Below are 15,126 nucleotides of genomic sequence, written 5' to 3' on the forward strand. Positions count from 1 at the left end.
TCGGGGCCGGGGGAGTCGCTGAGGGCGTTGGAGTTGCGGAGGTTGCGGGAGTTCCGGGAGCCGTCGGAGCCCCGGGGGCCGCTGGGGTTGCGGGAGTCACGGGAGGCGCCGGGGCTGGGGGAGTTGCGGAGGCCGCGGGGGTCGCGAGCGCCGTGGGAGTGCCGGAGGTTGCGGGAGCGTTCGGGGCCGGGGGAGTCGCTGAGGGCGTTGGAGTTGCGGAGGTTGCGGGAGTTCCGGGAGCCGTCGGAGCCCCGGGGGCCGCTGGGGTTGCGGGAGTTGCGGAGGCCATGGGGGTCGTCGGGGCAGCGGGAGTTGGGGAGGCCGCGGGGATCGGCGGGGCAGGAGGAGTCGCTGGAGCCGTCGGGGTCGGGGGAGCTGCGGAGGTTGCGGGAGCCGCCGAGGCCGCAGAGGACGTGGGAAGCGCCGGGAGTGTGGGGTTTGCGGAGGTCAGGGGAGTCGCCGGGGTCATGAGGGCGGCTGTAGGTGACGGGCCCGCGCCGTTGCCGGTACGTGGGGTTCATGAGGAGCGGCCCAATCCCGCGGAGGCCGTCCCCGGCATCCGGTCCGGCGACCGATGGGCCGTCGAGCGGCAGGCGGGCCTGACACCCACCCCTCGCGTGGGCATCGTGCGCGGCACCATGGACCGGCCCCGGCTGCCACGCCGCCGAGCCCAGGAACACATCGCGCCCCAATTGCGCGGCGGCCCCGCGCCCCGCCCGGAGCGGGAGACTCCCGCCGGACACGACCCCGGCCTCATGGCGGCCTTCCAACGGGGCATCGGACTCGCCGAGGCACAGCAGTACACGGAGTCGACACAGCCCCAGCCACAGCCGCCGACCCCCACACATACGGAGCCACGACACACAGAGCCGCCCCACATGGACGGGGCCCATATGGAGGGGCCGCCCGTAGAGGCGAGGCACATGGAGGCGACGCACACGGCGGCAGCGCCCGTCGCGGCTCCCCACACGGACGTGCCGCACACAGACGCATGGCACATGGCTGCGCCCCGCGACGTCACGGCCGACGCCCACATGACGCACACCTATGTGACGCACACCCACACCCTCCCCATGGATACGGCCCACATGGAGAGAACCCACAGAGACGGAGGGCACACAAACACGCCCTACGCAGACGAGCCCCACACGGACGAACTCCACGCGTACGAGTCCCCTGCGGGCGACCCCCACGCGAACGAGCCCTACGCGGGCAACCCCCATGCGGGCAACCCCCACGCGGAGCCGGCCCCCAGGAGCGCGGCCCCCAGGAGCGCGGCCCACACGGAGGCGGCCCACACGGAGGCGGCCCACACGGAGCCGGCCCCCAGGAGCGCGGCCCACATGGAGTCGGCCCACATGGAGACGGCGGCCCACGCGGAGCCGGACCATATGGAGGCGGCCCACACGGAGGCGTACCACACCGACGCCACCCCCACGGCCGAGCCGCACCCCCACGCGCTCGTCTCCGATCCGGCCGTCCGCCCCGACGGGAGCGCACCCACCGGATGACGCCACCCACCCCGACGTCCCCCACAACACCCGCGCTCACGACGGCCGGTGTGTCCGCCAGGACCCCCACGCCACCCACCGTCCCCACGCCCACCCCCACACCCAGCGTGAACCCAAGGAGTCGATCCACCATGGCGAGCGATGCGCCGACCGCCCGGGTATCCGACCTCGACTGGCTGATGAGCGGCCTGGTACAGCGCGTACCGCACACCACCAGCGCCGTGCTGCTGTCCTGCGACGGGCTGGTGAAGTCCGTCCACGGCCTCGAACCCGACAGCGCCGACCACATGGCGGCCCTCGCCTCCGGCCTGTACTCCCTCGGCCGCAGCGCGGGCGCCCGGTTCGGCGACGGCGGGGACGTCCGCCAGGTGGTCGTCGAACTCGACTCGACCCTGCTGTTCGTGACCACCGCCGGCTCCGGCACCTGCCTCGCCGTGCTGGCCGGCCGCGAGGCCGACGCCGCGGTGCTCGGCTACGAGATGGCGATGCTGGTCAAGAGCGTCCGCCCCTACCTGGTGACCGCGGCACGGCAGCACGCCGGTGAGCCCCCGGCGATGACGCCTTGAGCGTGACGGCGGCCGGTGACGGGCCGTGGCTCGACGACGCGGCCGGACGGCTCGTACGCCCGTTCACCGTCAGCAACGGCCGCACCCGGCCCACCATCGCACTCGATCTGATGTCCCAGGTGATGGCCACCGGCGCCGGCCCCCTCGGCTATCTCGGCCCCGAGCACGCCCAGGCGCTCGACCTGTGCCGCGCACCCGTCTCGGTCGCCGAGATCGCCGCGTATCTGCGGCTGCCGGCCGCGGTCGCCAAGGTGCTCCTCGCGGACCTCGTCGACTGCGGGGCGCTGACCGCCAAGCCCCCCGCCTTCCACCACAACCCCACTGACCGGTCTCTGCTGGAGGCAGTGCTCGATGGACTACGACGACAGCTCTGACCCGTTTCCCACCGCGCTGAAGATCCTGGTGGCGGGCGGGTTCGGCGTGGGCAAGACCACCTTCGTGGGCGCGGTGAGCGAGATCGCGCCGCTCAGCACGGAGGAACTGCTCACCACGGTCAGCGCCGGGACCGACGACCTCGACGGCATCGAGAACAAGGTCGTCACGACCGTCGCGATGGACTTCGGCCGCATCACGCTCGGCCCGGAGCATGTGCTGTACCTGTTCGGCACGCCCGGCCAGGAACGTTTCTGGTTCATGTGGGACGAGCTGTCCGAGGGCGCGCTCGGCGCGGTGGTCCTCGCCGACACCCGCCGCCTGGAGGACTGCTTCGCGGCCGTCGACTTCTTCGAGGAGCGCGGCCTCGGCTTCGTCGTCGCCGTCAACGAGTTCGACGGCGCCCACCGTTACGAGCCCGAGGAGGTGCGCGCCGCCATCGACCTCGATCCGGCGATCCCCGTGGTCCGCTGCGACGCGCGCATCTCCAGCTCCGGCATCCAGACGCTGCTCACCCTCGTACGCCATCTGATCGCGCACGCACCGGCCCGCGCGCCGAGCCATGGCGCCCACATGTGAGACCCGCACACCGCCCACGGAACCGGCGGCGTGTGAAGGAAAGCTGTGGCGGCGGTTAAGAAATCCTCGATGGACCGCGCCTCACGCATGCGGCACATTGCTACGGGAATCCACCCTCGTCCCCCGCTGCGGGCTCTTTCGGCCTGCGCGCGGCCGGGATCTCACCACGGGAGCCGTAGCGTTGAAGGCGCTGGTCAAGGAGAAGGCGGAGCCGGGTCTGTGGCTCGCGGACGTTCCGGAGCCGGAGATCGGCCCTGGTGACGTGCTGATCGAGGTGCAGCGGACCGGGATCTGCGGTACCGATCTGCACATCCGGTCCTGGGACGGCTGGGCACGCCAGGCGATCCGTACGCCGCTGGTCATCGGGCACGAGTTCGTCGGGCGGGTCGTGGAGACCGGCCGGGACGTCACCGACATCCACCGGGGGGACCTGGTGAGCGGCGAGGGCCACCTGGTGTGCGGCAGATGCCGCAACTGCCTGGCCGGCCGCCGTCATCTGTGCCGGGCCACGGTGGGTCTCGGGGTGGGCCGTGACGGGGCGTTCGCCGAGTATGTGGCCCTGCCCGCGTCCAATGTGTGGGTGCACCGGGTGCCCGTCGACCTCGATGTGGCGGCGATCTTCGACCCGTTCGGCAACGCGGTGCACACCGCGTTGTCGTTCCCGCTGGTCGGCGAGGACGTGCTGATCACCGGTGCCGGGCCGATCGGTCTGATGGCCGCCGCGGTGGCCCGGCACGCGGGCGCGCGCCATGTGGTCGTCACCGATGTGAGCGAGGAGCGTCTGGAGCTGGCCCGCAAGATCGGGGTGAGCCTGGCGCTGAATGTCTCTGGTGCGTCGATCGCCGACGGCCAGCGGGAGTTGGGGCTGCGTGAGGGCTTCGACATCGGTCTGGAGATGTCCGGGCGGCCGGAGGCCGTGCGGGACATGATCGCCAACATGACGCACGGCGGCCGGATCGCGATGCTCGGGCTGCCCGCCCAGGAGTTCCCGGTGGACTGGGCCCGGATCGTCACCTCGATGATCACGATCAAGGGGATCTACGGCCGGGAGATGTTCGAGACCTGGTACGCGATGTCGGTGCTGCTGGAGGGCGGCCTGGACCTCGCCCCGGTGATCACCGGCCGGTACGGCTACCGCGACTTCGAGGCCGCGTTCGCGGACGCGGCCGGCGGCAAGGGCGGCAAGGTCATCCTCGACTGGACCGCCTGATGCCCCGCCCGGTCCGCGCACCCCTTCGCCCCACTCACCCCCGCACGTGATGGAGACCCCCGTGTTCGACTCTGTACGCGACGACCTGCGCGCCACCCTCGACGAGATCCGCGCCGCCGGCCTGCACAAGCCCGAGCGGGTCATCGGCACCCCGCAGTCCGCGACCGTCACCGTCACCGCGGGCGGCCGCCCCGGCGAAGTCCTCAACTTCTGCGCGAACAACTACCTCGGCCTCGCCGACCACCCGGAGGTCGTCGCCGCGGCCCACGCCGCCCTGGACCGCTGGGGCTACGGCATGGCGTCGGTGCGCTTCATCTGCGGGACGCAGGAGGTCCACAAGGAGTTGGAGGCGCGGCTGTCCGCGTTCGTCGGCCAGGAGGACACCATCTTGTACTCCTCCTGCTTCGACGCCAACGGCGGCGTCTTCGAGACGCTGCTCGGCCCCGAGGACGCCGTCATCTCCGACGCGCTCAACCACGCCTCGATCATCGACGGCATCCGGCTGTCCAAGGCCCGCCGGCTGCGCTACGCCAACCGCGACCTCGCCGACCTGGAGGCCCGCCTCAAGGAGGCCGCCGACGCGCGCAGGCGACTGATCGTCACCGACGGCGTCTTCTCCATGGACGGATACGTCGCCCCGCTCCGCGAGATCTGCGACCTCGCCGACCGCTACGACGCCATGGTCATGGTCGACGACTCGCACGCCGTGGGCTTCGTCGGCCCGACCGGGCGCGGCACCCCCGAACTGCACGGCGTCAGGGACCGCGTCGACATCGTCACCGGCACCCTCGGCAAGGCACTCGGCGGCGCCTCCGGCGGCTATGTCGCCGCCCGCGCCGAGATCGTCGCCCTGCTGCGCCAGCGTTCCCGGCCGTACCTGTTCTCGAACACCCTCGCCCCGGTGATCGCCGCGGCCTCCCTGAAGGTCCTCGACCTGCTGGAGTCGGCGGACGACCTGCGGGTGCGGCTCGCCGAGAACACCGCGCTGTTCCGGCGCCGGATGACCGAGGAGGGCTTCGACATCCTGCCCGGCGACCACGCCATCGCGCCGGTGATGATCGGCGACGCCGCGCAGGCGGCCCGGATGGCCGACCTGCTGCTGGAGCGGGGCGTGTACGTGATCGGCTTCTCCTACCCGGTGGTGCCGCAGGGCCAGGCCCGCATCCGGGTGCAGCTGTCCGCCGCGCACTCCGCCGACGACGTCGACCGCGCGGTCGACGCCTTCGTCGCGGCGCGGGCCGAACTGGCGGCATGACCAGCCCGGACATATTGCGATAATCATCGGCATGATCGAAGCGCGGCGGCTCCACATCCTGAGAGCGGTGGCAGACCACCGTACGGTGACGGCGGCGGCCGCCGCGCTGTACCTCACCCCGTCCGCGGTCTCCCAGCAGCTCGCGGCCCTGGAGCAGGAGACCGGTCACCGCCTGGTCGAGCGGAGCGCGAAGGGAGTACGGCTCACCGCGGCCGGGGAGATCCTGCTCAGCCACACCAACGCCGTCCTCGCCCAGCTGGAACGGGCCGAGGCGGAGCTGGCCGCGTATGGCTCCGGCGAGGCCGGCACGGTCACGGTGGCCGCCTTCGCGACGGGGATCGCCCAGGTCGTGGCCCCCGCGGTGGCCCGACTCGCCCGGTCGGCGCCCGGCATCCGCATCCGGGTCCGGGACGCCGAGGGTGACGCCAGCCTGCCGATGGTCCTGGACCGGCAGGTGGATGTGGCGGTCGCCGTCGAGTACCGCGGCGCCCCGCCCGCCGACGACCCGCGCCTGACCCATGTCCCGCTGTACGCCGAGCCGTTCGACGCGGTCGTGCCGCCCGGCCACCGGCTGGCCGGCGCCGCCGTCGTCCCGCTCGCCGAACTGGCCAAGGACCCGTGGATCGGCCCGTACCCGGGCAACCCCTGCCACGACGTGGTCGTCCTCGCCTGTGAGAGCGCCGGTTTCCAGCCGCGCCTGGAGCACTCCTCGGACGACTTCCGCGCGGTCGTGTCGCTGGCCTCGGCCGACGCCGGTGTGGCGCTCGTTCCCCGCTCGGCGCTGCGCGGCATGGACCTGTCGGGTGTGGTCGTACGGCCCGTGGACGGGGTGGCCCCGACCCGCCGGGTCTTCGCGGCGGTGCGGCGCGGGGCCGAGGGGCACCCCCTGATCAGGCCGGTGCTGGACGCACTGGACGAGGCCGCCCGGGCGTGAGCGCTCCGTAACCCGCCCGTCTCATATACGGGATAGCGTCCCGGATATGAGAAACGAACAGCAGGCGCAGGCCACGCCCGCCCCGGACCCGGTGGACGCCCGCATCGGCGCCAGGCTGGCCGAACTGAGGGCCGAACACGGCTGGTCGCTGGGCGAGTTGGCGCAGCGCAGCGCAGTGAGCAGATCGACCCTGTCCCGGGTGGAGCGGGGGGAGGTCAGCCCGACGGCCGCCCTCCTGAACCGACTCTGCCATGTCTACGGACGGACCATGTCCCGGCTGCTCAGCGAGGTGGAGTCGGGGCCCGCCCCGCTGGTGCGCGCCGCCGAGCAGACGGTGTGGCAGGACCGGGCCGGCGGGTTCGTACGGCGCTCGGTGTCGCCCCCGCACGCCTCGCTGCGCGGTGAACTCGTCGAGGGACGGCTCGCCGCCGGCGCCGACATCGCCTACGACCGCCCGCCGGTGCCGGGCCTGGAACAGCACATCTGGGTCCTCGACGGGACGCTTGAGGTGACCGCGGGCGACGTCGTGCACCGCGTCGGCACCGGGGACTGCCTGCGGCTGCGGGTGTGGGGGCCGACCCGGTTCCGCTGCCCCGGAGCCGAGGACGCGCGCTACGTCCTGGCGGTGGTGCTGCCATGACCGTGACCCGTCTGACCGCGGCCCGCCTGGACGCGGCGGCGCCGGAGCTTGCCGATCTGCTGACCGAGGTGGTGGCCGACGGGGCGTCCGTCGGCTTCCTCGCACCGCTCGACCGCGTCACGGCGCTGGCCTGGTGGCGGGAGCGGGAGCGGGAGCGGGCGCGGGCCGTGGCCGCCGGACGGCTCGCCGTCTGGCTGGCGCGGGACGCCGCGGGCCGGCCGGCCGGCACCGTCTCGCTGGTCTTCGCCGACAAGCCCAACAGCCGGCACCGCGCCGAGGTCGTCAAGCTGATGGTCCACCCCGACCGCCGCGGCCGTGGCCTCGGCCGCCGCCTGCTCGGCACCGCGGAGGAGGCCGCCGCCGCTGCCGGGATCACCCTGCTCCACCTGGACACCGAGAGCGGCAGCGGCGCCGAACTGCTCTACCGCTCGGCCGGCTGGGTGCGGGCCGGGGCCATCCCGGACTACGCGGCGAGCCCGGACGGGGTGCTGCGGGCGACGACGCTCTACTACAAGCGGGTGGGCACCGGGTGACGGGGGCGTTGTCAGTGGCAGCGGCTAGCGTGCCTGTCATGCCGGACGCCGAAGACGTACGCCGTATCGCCCTGTCCCTGCCCGAGACGACCGAGAAGACCGCCTGGAGCATGCCCACGTTCCGGGTGGCCGGGAAGATGTTCGCCACGCTGCCCGAGGACGAGACGTCCATCGCCGTGCGCTGCCCCAAGGAGGAGCGCGACGAACTGGTGCGGGCCGAGCCGGGGAAGTTCTGGATCGCCACGCACGAGGCCCAGTTCGCCTGGGTCCGGGCCCGGCTCGCCGCGCTGGAGGACGAGGCCGAACTGCGCGACATCCTCGCCGACTCCTGGCGTCAGGCGGCCCCGCCCCGGCTGCTGGAGGCCCACCCGGGAGTCGGTGTGCCGGGCGGCCGGTAAACCCCTGGGCCGGTGTCCGCGCACCGTGGCATGATCCGACGGCGACAGCGGCGGACGGCGGGGGGAGCGGGCAGCGGATGACCGGGGCGTCGGCACGGCAGGACACCGTTTCCCGGGCCGGACCAGGCGGAGCGCGCGGCCCCCGGGAGCGGGCCGTGTGGTCCCGGGACTTCGCCCTGTTCTTCGTGGCCCGGGCCGTCGCGCGGCTGGGCGACACCATGCTGCCGGTGGCGCTCGCCGCGGGCCTGCTGCAACACGGCTACGGCGCGGGCGCGGTCGGCCTCGCCATGGCCTCGACGGCCGCCGCCTTCGCCGGCCTCGTCGTCTTCGGCGGGGTCATCGCCGACCGGTTCAGCACCCGCCGGCTGATGATCGGTGCCGACCTGGTCCGGCTCGGTACACAGGCCCTGGCCGCCGCGCTGTTCTTCGCGGGCCATGTGGTCCTGTGGGAGATCTGCGCGATCGGGGTCGTGGGCGGTGTGGCGAGCGCGGTCTTCCAGCCCGGCGTGGCGAGCACCGTCCCCCGGCTGGCCTCCGACATCCAGGGTGCGAACGGCGCCATCCGGATCGCCGAGTCCGCTGCCCAGCTGGCGGGCCCCGCCCTCGCCGGTCTGCTGGTCGGTCTCGCCTCGCCCGGCGGCGTGTTCGCGGCCCACGCCGCCACCTACGCGGTCAGCGCCCTGTGCCTGCTGCTGCTCCGTCTGCCCCCGCTGCCCGAGACCCCGCACGGCACCGGCGGGGGCATGCGCGCCTTCCGGGCCGATCTGGTCGTGGGCTGGCGCGAGTTCAGGTCACGGACCTGGCTGTGGGGCGTGATCGCCGTCTGGTGCCTCTACATGATCGCGGTATGGGGTCCGACGGTCCCGCTGGTCGCGGCGGAAGTGGTGCAGCGGCACGGCCCGCGCGCCTACGGCCTGATCAACTCCGCGCTCGGGGCGGGCACCGTCGTCGGCGGGCTGCTCGCGCTGCGGCTGCGCCCCCGCCGCATGCTGCGGGCCGGTGCCGTCGCCCTGTTCGCCTTCGCCGGCTTCCCCGCGACCGTCGGCGCGGGCCTCGGCGTGCCGGCGATGGCGGCCGGGGCGGCCGTCGCCGGCGCCGGGATGTCCTTCTGGGGCGTGATGTGGGCGACCACCGTGCAGACGCAGGTACCCGCCGACGTGCTCAACCGCATCCACGCGTACGACGTCGCGGGTTCCCTCGCGATGATGCCCGTCGGCCAGGCCCTCGCCGGTCCGGCGGCCGGTGCCCTCGGCGCCGGCCAGGTGCTGCTGGTCGCCGGGGCGATGAGCCTGGTGGTCGCCGCCACCCTGCTCGCGGTCCCCGCGATCCGCGGCCTGGTCCGTGCCGACGCGGTGACCGGGCCGGCCGGCTGACCCCCCTCGGGCCACCGGAAGACGGCCGGCCGCACACCGCTCAACCCGGCCGCACGCCGGTCATCCCGGCCGCACACCGCTCATCCCCGGGCCGGTACGGCGGCGAACGCCTCGATCCGCCCGCGCAGGCCCGCCGCGTCAAGACCGTGCGCGGCGGCGTGCTCCTCGGCGGTCCCGTACCGCCGCAGCTCGCGCCGCCCCACCCCGAGGCCGAGCACCCGGTGCGGCAGGTCGGACAGCGCCTCGTTCACCGCCGCCGTCGAGGTCCCGGCCAGATACGGCTCGACGAGGACCACGTCCGTGCCCGCCGTCTCGGTGGCACGGCGCAGCCCCGCCGCGTCGAAGGGCCGCACGGTCGTCGCGTACAGGACGGTGACGTCCAGCCCCTCGGTGGCGGCGAGCACAGCGTCCAGCAACGGGCCGACGGCGACGACCACCGCGGCACGCCCCTCACGGACGGTGCGCAGACCCCGACCGTCGACCTCGTACGCCCGCCGGTTGGCGAGCATGGACAGCCGGACGTACACCTTGTCGTCGCCGGCCGCGACCGCGTGCCGCAGCAGGGTCTCGGCCTCGTCCGGATGCCCCGGCACATGTACGGTCCACCCGTCCAGGGTGTCGAGCAGCGCCACGTCGCCGGGCGCCATGTGGGTGTGGCCGGCCGGGGGCCAGTCGTACGAGGCGTGGGCGCTGACCAGCACCGCCCCGGCGTTCTGGTGCCCGAGGTCCAGTTTGACCTGCTCGAAGGGGCGCTCCACGAGGAAGCTGGCGAAGGTGTGCACCACCGGCCGCATCCCGGTCAGCGCAAGACCGGCCCCCGCCCCGATGAGCAGCTGCTCGCGAATGCCGACGTTGATCACCCGGTCCGGATGCCGGCGCCGGGCATCGGCGAAGGCGTCCTTGCCGACCTCCGCGAGGACGACGGCGACCCGCGGATCCTCGTCGAGCAGCCGGGTGACGACGGGGGCGAACCGGTCACGCATGGTGTCCATGGGGCAAGTTCCTTCTTGCTGAAGTGGGGGGAGTTCAGGCGGACTTGGGCTCGACGCGGGCCACCGTCACCTGCGGGCGGCCCGGGTGCGCGGCGGTGAAGGCGGCGTACAGCGCCTCGTGGTCCCGGCCGTCGACGGTGACGGCCGACCAGCCGGCCGCCTCGAAGCGGGCCGCGATCCCGCCGGGCCGGGCGTGGCTGGCGGAGGCGTTGTCCACGACGACGGTGTGCAGCCGGTCAAGGCCGGCCGGCCCGGCGAAGGCGATCGCCTCGTGGTTGCTGCCCTCGTCCAGTTCGGCGTCCCCGGTCAGCACCCACACCCCTGGGCCGGTCCGCCCCTGGGCCCGCAGCCCGAGCGCCGTGCCGACGGCGATGGGCAGCCCGTGGCCGAGCGACCCGCTGCTGATCTCGACGCCCGGCACCAGCACGCGGTCCGGGTGGTGCCCGAGCGGCGAGGCGTACGTCCCGAACGCGGGCAGCCACTCCACCGGGACAAAGCCCTTCGCGGCGAGCACCGCGTAGTAGGCCATCGGACCGTGCCCCTTGCTCAGCAGGAACCGGTCCCGGTCCGGGTCGTCCGTCCGGTCGGGTCCGACCCGCAGCACCCGGTCGTAGAGCACCCACAGCACGTCCAGCGTGGACGTGGCCGCCGGTCCGTGCTTCTCGTCGCCCGTCATCAGCCCCATCAGCCGGGGCAGCTCGGCATAGGCGTATGCGGTGCGCCGTTCCTCGATCGTCGTCATGGCGACGAGCCTGCAACCTCAATCGAGGTTCAGGTCAAGCGAAGCCACCCTGTGTCGTCCCGGGAAACGGATGCGTGACCACCGGCCCGAGTGCGGTATGGTTTCCCTGCGCGTTCGGACGGGGGAAACCCCAGGTCAAACGGCACCGGGACGTGGCGCAGCTTGGTAGCGCACTTGACTGGGGGTCAAGGGGTCGCAGGTTCAAATCCTGTCGTCCCGACTTTTTGAAGTCGTGGATCAGGGGCGGTTTCGGAGGAATCCGAAACCGCCCCTGATCGTTTTTCGGGGACCGGTGGAGCCGGAGTGACCGGCGCAGGGGAGCGGGCGGGAAACCCGTGGTGCGACCCGACGGTGCACGGAGGGCCGGACGCTGCCGTCCGGCCCTCCGCCACGTCGTCAACGACCCTGTGGATCAGCCAAGTTGCTGCACCACCGTCGCTCCCCAGCCGCTGCTGCGCACCGTGATCGACGAACCCAGGCCCGCCGCACCGCCCTTGTAGAGGAGCAGGGCGCCGGCCGTGTTGGTGGTCCACAGGTCGGGGATGCCGTCGCCGGTGACGTCGGGGGTGCCGTAGACCAGCGGGAAGGCGGCCCGGGTGAAGGAGGACGCGGCGTAGACCTTGTCCCCGTCCAGGCTCCAGCCGGACTGCCCGAGGCTCTTGAGGACCGTGCCCTTGCCACCGCTGTCGAGGATGCCCTTGCGCAGGATGATGTTGCCGGCCGCGGTGCGGAAGGTCAGATCGGCCGCGCCGTCGCCGTTGTAGTCGCCGACGGCGACGAAGTCCCGTTCGGCGTCACCCCACGCGCTCGTCGTCATCTGGACCGCCTCGGCGAACGTACCGCCGCTGTATCCGCTGAACACCCACAGCTCGGCCCCGCCCGCGCCACCGGCCACGAACAGCTCCGGCTGACCGTCGCCGGTGATGTCGCCCGCCGCCTTGATCTCCGAGAACGTCGACGGGGCGGGGGCGTTGGCGGGCAGCCGCACCTCGATGCGCTTGCTCACGTCGATCGAGCCGTAGCCGTCGCCGGGGTAGACGAACAGGCGGCCCTCGGGGGTGCGGACCACCCAGTCCGTGACGCCGTCTCCCGGCGCGAAGTCGCCGTTGTGGGTGACGAGGGAATAGGTGCCGTCGCCGTCCCAGCTGTGCGGGGCGGTGGCGCCGCCCTTGAGCGAGGTGCCCTTTTCGTGCATGCCGTAGGTGTTGACCTGGTAGGCGCCGTTCTGCGAGACCGCGCCGATCCAGAGGTTGCCCGCGAGGGTGACATGGCCGAGGTCGGCGGTCCCGTCGCCGTTCAGGTCGCCCGGACCGTCCGGCTTGGAGCGGGGTTTGACGTTGAAGACGTGCTTGGTGGGGCTGGGCGAGATGTTGCCGGCCGCGTCGACGGCCTTGACGTACAGGGTGTTCGGTCCGGCGGCCGGTGGCTGGACGCCGGTGACGGTGGCCGTCTTGATGGGGGTCGTGCAGGACTTGGTGAGGCCGCCCGTGGTGCCCTGGGCGCCGTTCGCGCAGGCCCACCCGGCGTAGGTGGTGTTGTTGATGGAATAGACGAACTTGACGATGTCCTTGTTCGGGTCCTTCGCCGGGTCGATCGGCTTCGGGACCTCGAAGGTGAAACTTCCGGGTTTGCCGAAGGGCTCCTTCGACCAGACGTCGGGAACGTCGTCATCGTCGTTCGTGTCGATCCCGTCGTCCTTGTCGCTCGGGAAGTCCGTCGAGATCACCGGCGCGGGGGAGTCGGGCAGGGTGGTGTCGTACGTGAACCGGCAGACGCCGGCGCCTCCGGTGGGCGCCCAACTGCCGCTCACCTTGGCGTCCCAGCCGCGTACCCGCCACGAGTAGTCCTTACCGTTGGTCAGGTACGACTTGATCGCAACGGCGCCGGTCTCCCCGTCGTCCACGCTCTTGGTGAGCTTGCGCGTGGTGGTGTCCTGCTTGCCCGTCTCCCAGAGTTCGTACTCCAGCTTGGCGAGGTCGCCGTCCGGGTCGGTCGCCTTGGCGCTGATCGCGAGGGTCTCGGACTTGCCGACCTTGACGTACGGGGAGGTGCTGGTGTCGCAGGTGCCAGGGCTCATCGTCACCGACGTCGGGGTGTTGGGTTTGCGGTTGTAGTTGATGGTCACGGAGGGCGAGCCGCTGCCCTCCGCCTGGAACTTCTTCCAGGAGTACGTGTCCGTCTCCAAGCTGCTCGCCGAACCCGTCGGCGCGGACGAGGAGGTCGACGCCACCATGCCCACGTTGAAGTCCGTCCAGCCGTTGTCGGCGGCTTCCTGGGCCAGCGTCGTGACGGTGAAGTTGACGTTCGTGTCCGGGCAGGCGCTCTTGGACTTCCAGCCGTAGGCGAACGACTTCGAGGTGATCTTCCGTTTCCAGGCGGGCTGGCGGTTCCACGTGGTCTTGGTGTTGAAGGCGTCGGTGCGCCACAGCTGGACGGTGCGTTTGCTGCACGACCAGGAGTGCGTCTCCAGGACCTTCAAGGTGGCGCTGGAGACGTCCGCGCCCTTGATGGATTTCTTCAGCTTCAGCTTGAAGAACGACCGGGCCGTGCCCCAGGTCTGCCGCTCGAACCCGACCCGGGCCTCCTTGGTGTCCTCGTTGTAGTTCGCCCCGTCGTAGAAGCTGGAGCCGGGGTATTTCTTGTACACCGTCGTCCAGTTGGAGCGGGTACCGATGGTGGAGGGGTCGAGGAACAGCGGGTAGGTCAGCCCCTCGGTCTCGGAGAGGTAATCCTTCGGCGGAGTGATCGTCAGGACGTCACCGTCGAAGGCCGCGCCTGCCGTGGAGGCGTGGGCGCCCTCACCGGGACCGCCCGCCGCGGGCAGGGCGAGCGCGTTGCCCGCGGTGAACGCGACAGGGTCGGCCTGCGCGTCCGGGTCGTTCTCCACGGCGTGCTCGTCGGGGTCCTCGTCCCGGCTCCCTTCGGTCTCGGGAGCCTCAGGCGTACGGGAAGGACCTTCCTCCACCCGCTCGGGGTTCTCGTTGGTGCCGGTCGCGGCGTCCGGGTCGGCGGCGGGCTCGTCCGCGTCGTGAGCGCCCGCCGAGTCCCACAGGAACGGCGTTGGGGAGACCACGATCTCCTGGCCTGCTTCGTTCTTCGCCGTGAGCACGTCGGTGGCCGGATCGAGTGTGAAGGCGAGAGTCGGCGAGGTGACCCGGTAGCGCGGCGGTTCGGCGGCCAACGCGGCGGCGGCCTCGGCCGAGTGGACCACCAGGACGTGGGTGAACCCGGTGTCGCGCGCCGACAGCATCAGGTCCACGCCCGGCAACACGCCTTCGTACAGTGCCCTGTTGTCCTCGACGACCGGCTCGGGCAGTGGGCCCGGCCACGCGAACGCGACCTCGTGGCCCTCGGCGGCCATCGTCAGCAGCGGAGACCAGGTGTCCCCGTCGGCCGCCTCGACGGCGTCGGCGCGGAACACGGCGGACCGGACCGACGTACCGGACGTGCGCGCGCCCGCCCGGTTCGCCCCGGTGCCGTCACCGGACGAAAAAGTCACCGGGTACGGGGAGTTGACGGCGCGCCAGCCGCCCTTTCCGTCCTGCTCCAGCCTGGTGTCGACCGGGGCCCATGCGCCCTCTTCGGTGCGCGCGCGGAGCGGAGCGACCGACGCCCGGTACGTGAACGTCCCGTCCGGGTTGGCGTAGGTCGTGGAGAACTCATCGGTCAGTGCCGTGACTTCGACCTTCCGGTCGATCTCGCGCGCCCGGCGTTGCGCCTCGTCCTCGGCCACCAGCCGTACGGCGCGCGGTGACTTCGTGGGTGAGCCGGTCTCGTCCTGGCCCCGAAGGGCCAGCAAGACGCCGCCACCGGCCAGTACGGCGAGCGCGACAGTGGCCGCCAGGGCACGCCGAACGCGCCGTCGGCCAGGGGGAGTCGGCTCGGTCGACGGCGCCGGGGCGCTCGTTTTGATGGCGCTGTCGAGGTCGCTCAAGGGCCCTTCTCCAACAGGCTGGGACGCGACACGGCGGTCACCGCGGCGGCGTGCTCTTCTCAGGTGCCCTGGGGCGTGGTGACTGCT

15 protein-coding genes and 1 tRNA gene are annotated in these 15,126 nt (G+C 72.4%); 12 read left to right on the forward strand and 4 right to left on the reverse strand.

The annotated features are described in order from the left end of the window. Nucleotides 1-521: hypothetical protein (locus ACIRFL_RS34090; protein WP_404036387.1), on the reverse strand; the 521-nt coding region annotated here is incomplete at its 3' end. Between the two features lie 477 nt (nucleotides 522-998). Here ACIRFL_RS34090 and ACIRFL_RS34095 point away from each other — a divergent pair. The 11 genes from ACIRFL_RS34095 to ACIRFL_RS34145 all read left to right on the forward strand — a co-directional run bounded on the left by ACIRFL_RS34095 (nucleotide 999) and on the right by ACIRFL_RS34145 (nucleotide 9,371). Further along, nucleotides 999-1,511, forward strand: coding sequence for a hypothetical protein (locus ACIRFL_RS34095; RefSeq protein WP_404036390.1), 513 nt, complete (start codon nucleotides 999-1,001; stop codon nucleotides 1,509-1,511). Between the two features lie 131 nt (nucleotides 1,512-1,642). Next, on the forward strand, nucleotides 1,643-2,077 hold the full coding sequence (locus ACIRFL_RS34100) for a roadblock/LC7 domain-containing protein (RefSeq protein ID WP_404036393.1): 435 nt from the start codon (nucleotides 1,643-1,645) through the stop codon (nucleotides 2,075-2,077). 2 nt (nucleotides 2,078-2,079) lie between these two features. Continuing rightward, nucleotides 2,080-2,451 (forward strand): DUF742 domain-containing protein, encoded by a 372-nt coding sequence (locus ACIRFL_RS34105; protein WP_404036478.1) that lies wholly within the window; start codon nucleotides 2,080-2,082, stop codon nucleotides 2,449-2,451. Beyond that, nucleotides 2,429-3,028: a GTP-binding protein gene (locus ACIRFL_RS34110; protein ID WP_404036396.1), complete on the forward strand. Its 600-nt coding sequence runs from the start codon at nucleotides 2,429-2,431 to the stop codon at nucleotides 3,026-3,028. The genes ACIRFL_RS34105 and ACIRFL_RS34110 overlap by 23 nt, the downstream gene beginning before the upstream one ends. A 181-nt stretch (nucleotides 3,029-3,209) precedes the next feature. Continuing rightward, complete coding sequence (gene tdh, locus ACIRFL_RS34115; protein ID WP_404036399.1) at nucleotides 3,210-4,238, forward strand: L-threonine 3-dehydrogenase; 1,029 nt, start codon at nucleotides 3,210-3,212, stop codon at nucleotides 4,236-4,238. Between the two features lie 61 nt (nucleotides 4,239-4,299). Then, a complete protein-coding gene (locus ACIRFL_RS34120; protein WP_404036402.1) occupies nucleotides 4,300-5,493 on the forward strand; it encodes a glycine C-acetyltransferase in 1,194 nt (397 codons plus the stop codon). Nucleotides 5,494-5,524: 31 nt separating this feature from the next. After that, on the forward strand, nucleotides 5,525-6,427 hold the full coding sequence (locus tag ACIRFL_RS34125) for a LysR family transcriptional regulator (protein ID WP_404036405.1): 903 nt from the start codon (nucleotides 5,525-5,527) through the stop codon (nucleotides 6,425-6,427). A 46-nt stretch (nucleotides 6,428-6,473) separates the two neighbouring features. Next, the gene (locus tag ACIRFL_RS34130; protein ID WP_404036408.1) at nucleotides 6,474-7,067 is read left to right on the forward strand and encodes a helix-turn-helix domain-containing protein; all 594 of its coding nucleotides are present in this window, start codon (nucleotides 6,474-6,476) and stop codon (nucleotides 7,065-7,067) included. Then, on the forward strand, nucleotides 7,064-7,600 hold the full coding sequence (locus tag ACIRFL_RS34135) for a GNAT family N-acetyltransferase (RefSeq protein ID WP_404036411.1): 537 nt from the start codon (nucleotides 7,064-7,066) through the stop codon (nucleotides 7,598-7,600). The genes ACIRFL_RS34130 and ACIRFL_RS34135 overlap by 4 nt, the downstream gene beginning before the upstream one ends. A 38-nt stretch (nucleotides 7,601-7,638) precedes the next feature. Beyond that, nucleotides 7,639-7,998: an MmcQ/YjbR family DNA-binding protein gene (locus tag ACIRFL_RS34140; RefSeq protein WP_404036413.1), complete on the forward strand. Its 360-nt coding sequence runs from the start codon at nucleotides 7,639-7,641 to the stop codon at nucleotides 7,996-7,998. Between the two features lie 77 nt (nucleotides 7,999-8,075). Continuing rightward, nucleotides 8,076-9,371 carry an MFS transporter gene (locus ACIRFL_RS34145; RefSeq protein WP_404036416.1) on the forward strand — a complete coding sequence of 432 codons (1,296 nt, stop codon included), beginning with the start codon at nucleotides 8,076-8,078 and terminating at the stop codon, nucleotides 9,369-9,371. An 80-nt stretch (nucleotides 9,372-9,451) separates the two neighbouring features. On the opposite strand, the gene ACIRFL_RS34150 is transcribed toward ACIRFL_RS34145, so the two are convergent. Further along, on the reverse strand, nucleotides 9,452-10,363 hold the full coding sequence (locus ACIRFL_RS34150) for a transketolase family protein (protein ID WP_404036418.1): 912 nt from the start codon (nucleotides 10,361-10,363) through the stop codon (nucleotides 9,452-9,454). Nucleotides 10,364-10,397: 34 nt separating this feature from the next. Continuing rightward, a complete protein-coding gene (locus ACIRFL_RS34155) occupies nucleotides 10,398-11,105 on the reverse strand; it encodes a transketolase (RefSeq protein WP_404036420.1) in 708 nt (235 codons plus the stop codon). 146 nt (nucleotides 11,106-11,251) lie between these two features. Between ACIRFL_RS34155 and ACIRFL_RS34160 the strand changes: the two genes are divergently transcribed. Beyond that, nucleotides 11,252-11,325, forward strand: a tRNA-Pro gene (locus ACIRFL_RS34160). Between the two features lie 192 nt (nucleotides 11,326-11,517). Here the strand turns inward: ACIRFL_RS34160 and ACIRFL_RS34165 are convergent. Then, nucleotides 11,518-15,039 carry an FG-GAP-like repeat-containing protein gene (locus ACIRFL_RS34165; RefSeq protein ID WP_404036423.1) on the reverse strand — a complete coding sequence of 1,174 codons (3,522 nt, stop codon included), beginning with the start codon at nucleotides 15,037-15,039 and terminating at the stop codon, nucleotides 11,518-11,520. Between the last annotated feature and the right edge of the window lie 87 nt (nucleotides 15,040-15,126).

This window comes from Streptomyces sp. NPDC102462 (assembly GCF_044765425.1).
Classification (GTDB): domain Bacteria; phylum Actinomycetota; class Actinomycetes; order Streptomycetales; family Streptomycetaceae; genus Streptomyces.

Bases quoted from the DNA above. Each gene is read 5' to 3' on its own strand.
- ACIRFL_RS34095 (WP_404036390.1), top strand. From the start codon at position 999: ATGGCTGCGCCCCGCGACGTCACGGCCGACGCCCACATGACGCACACC.
- ACIRFL_RS34100 (WP_404036393.1), top strand. From the start codon at position 1,643: ATGGCGAGCGATGCGCCGACCGCCCGGGTATCCGACCTCGACTGGCTG.
- ACIRFL_RS34110 (WP_404036396.1), top strand. From the start codon at position 2,429: ATGGACTACGACGACAGCTCTGACCCGTTTCCCACCGCGCTGAAGATC.
- ACIRFL_RS34125 (WP_404036405.1), top strand. From the start codon at position 5,525: ATGATCGAAGCGCGGCGGCTCCACATCCTGAGAGCGGTGGCAGACCAC.
- ACIRFL_RS34130 (WP_404036408.1), top strand. From the start codon at position 6,474: ATGAGAAACGAACAGCAGGCGCAGGCCACGCCCGCCCCGGACCCGGTG.
- ACIRFL_RS34135 (WP_404036411.1), top strand. From the start codon at position 7,064: ATGACCGTGACCCGTCTGACCGCGGCCCGCCTGGACGCGGCGGCGCCG.
- ACIRFL_RS34140 (WP_404036413.1), top strand. From the start codon at position 7,639: ATGCCGGACGCCGAAGACGTACGCCGTATCGCCCTGTCCCTGCCCGAG.
- ACIRFL_RS34145 (WP_404036416.1), top strand. From the start codon at position 8,076: ATGACCGGGGCGTCGGCACGGCAGGACACCGTTTCCCGGGCCGGACCA.
- ACIRFL_RS34150 (WP_404036418.1), bottom strand. From the start codon at position 10,363: ATGGACACCATGCGTGACCGGTTCGCCCCCGTCGTCACCCGGCTGCTC.
- ACIRFL_RS34155 (WP_404036420.1), bottom strand. From the start codon at position 11,105: ATGACGACGATCGAGGAACGGCGCACCGCATACGCCTATGCCGAGCTG.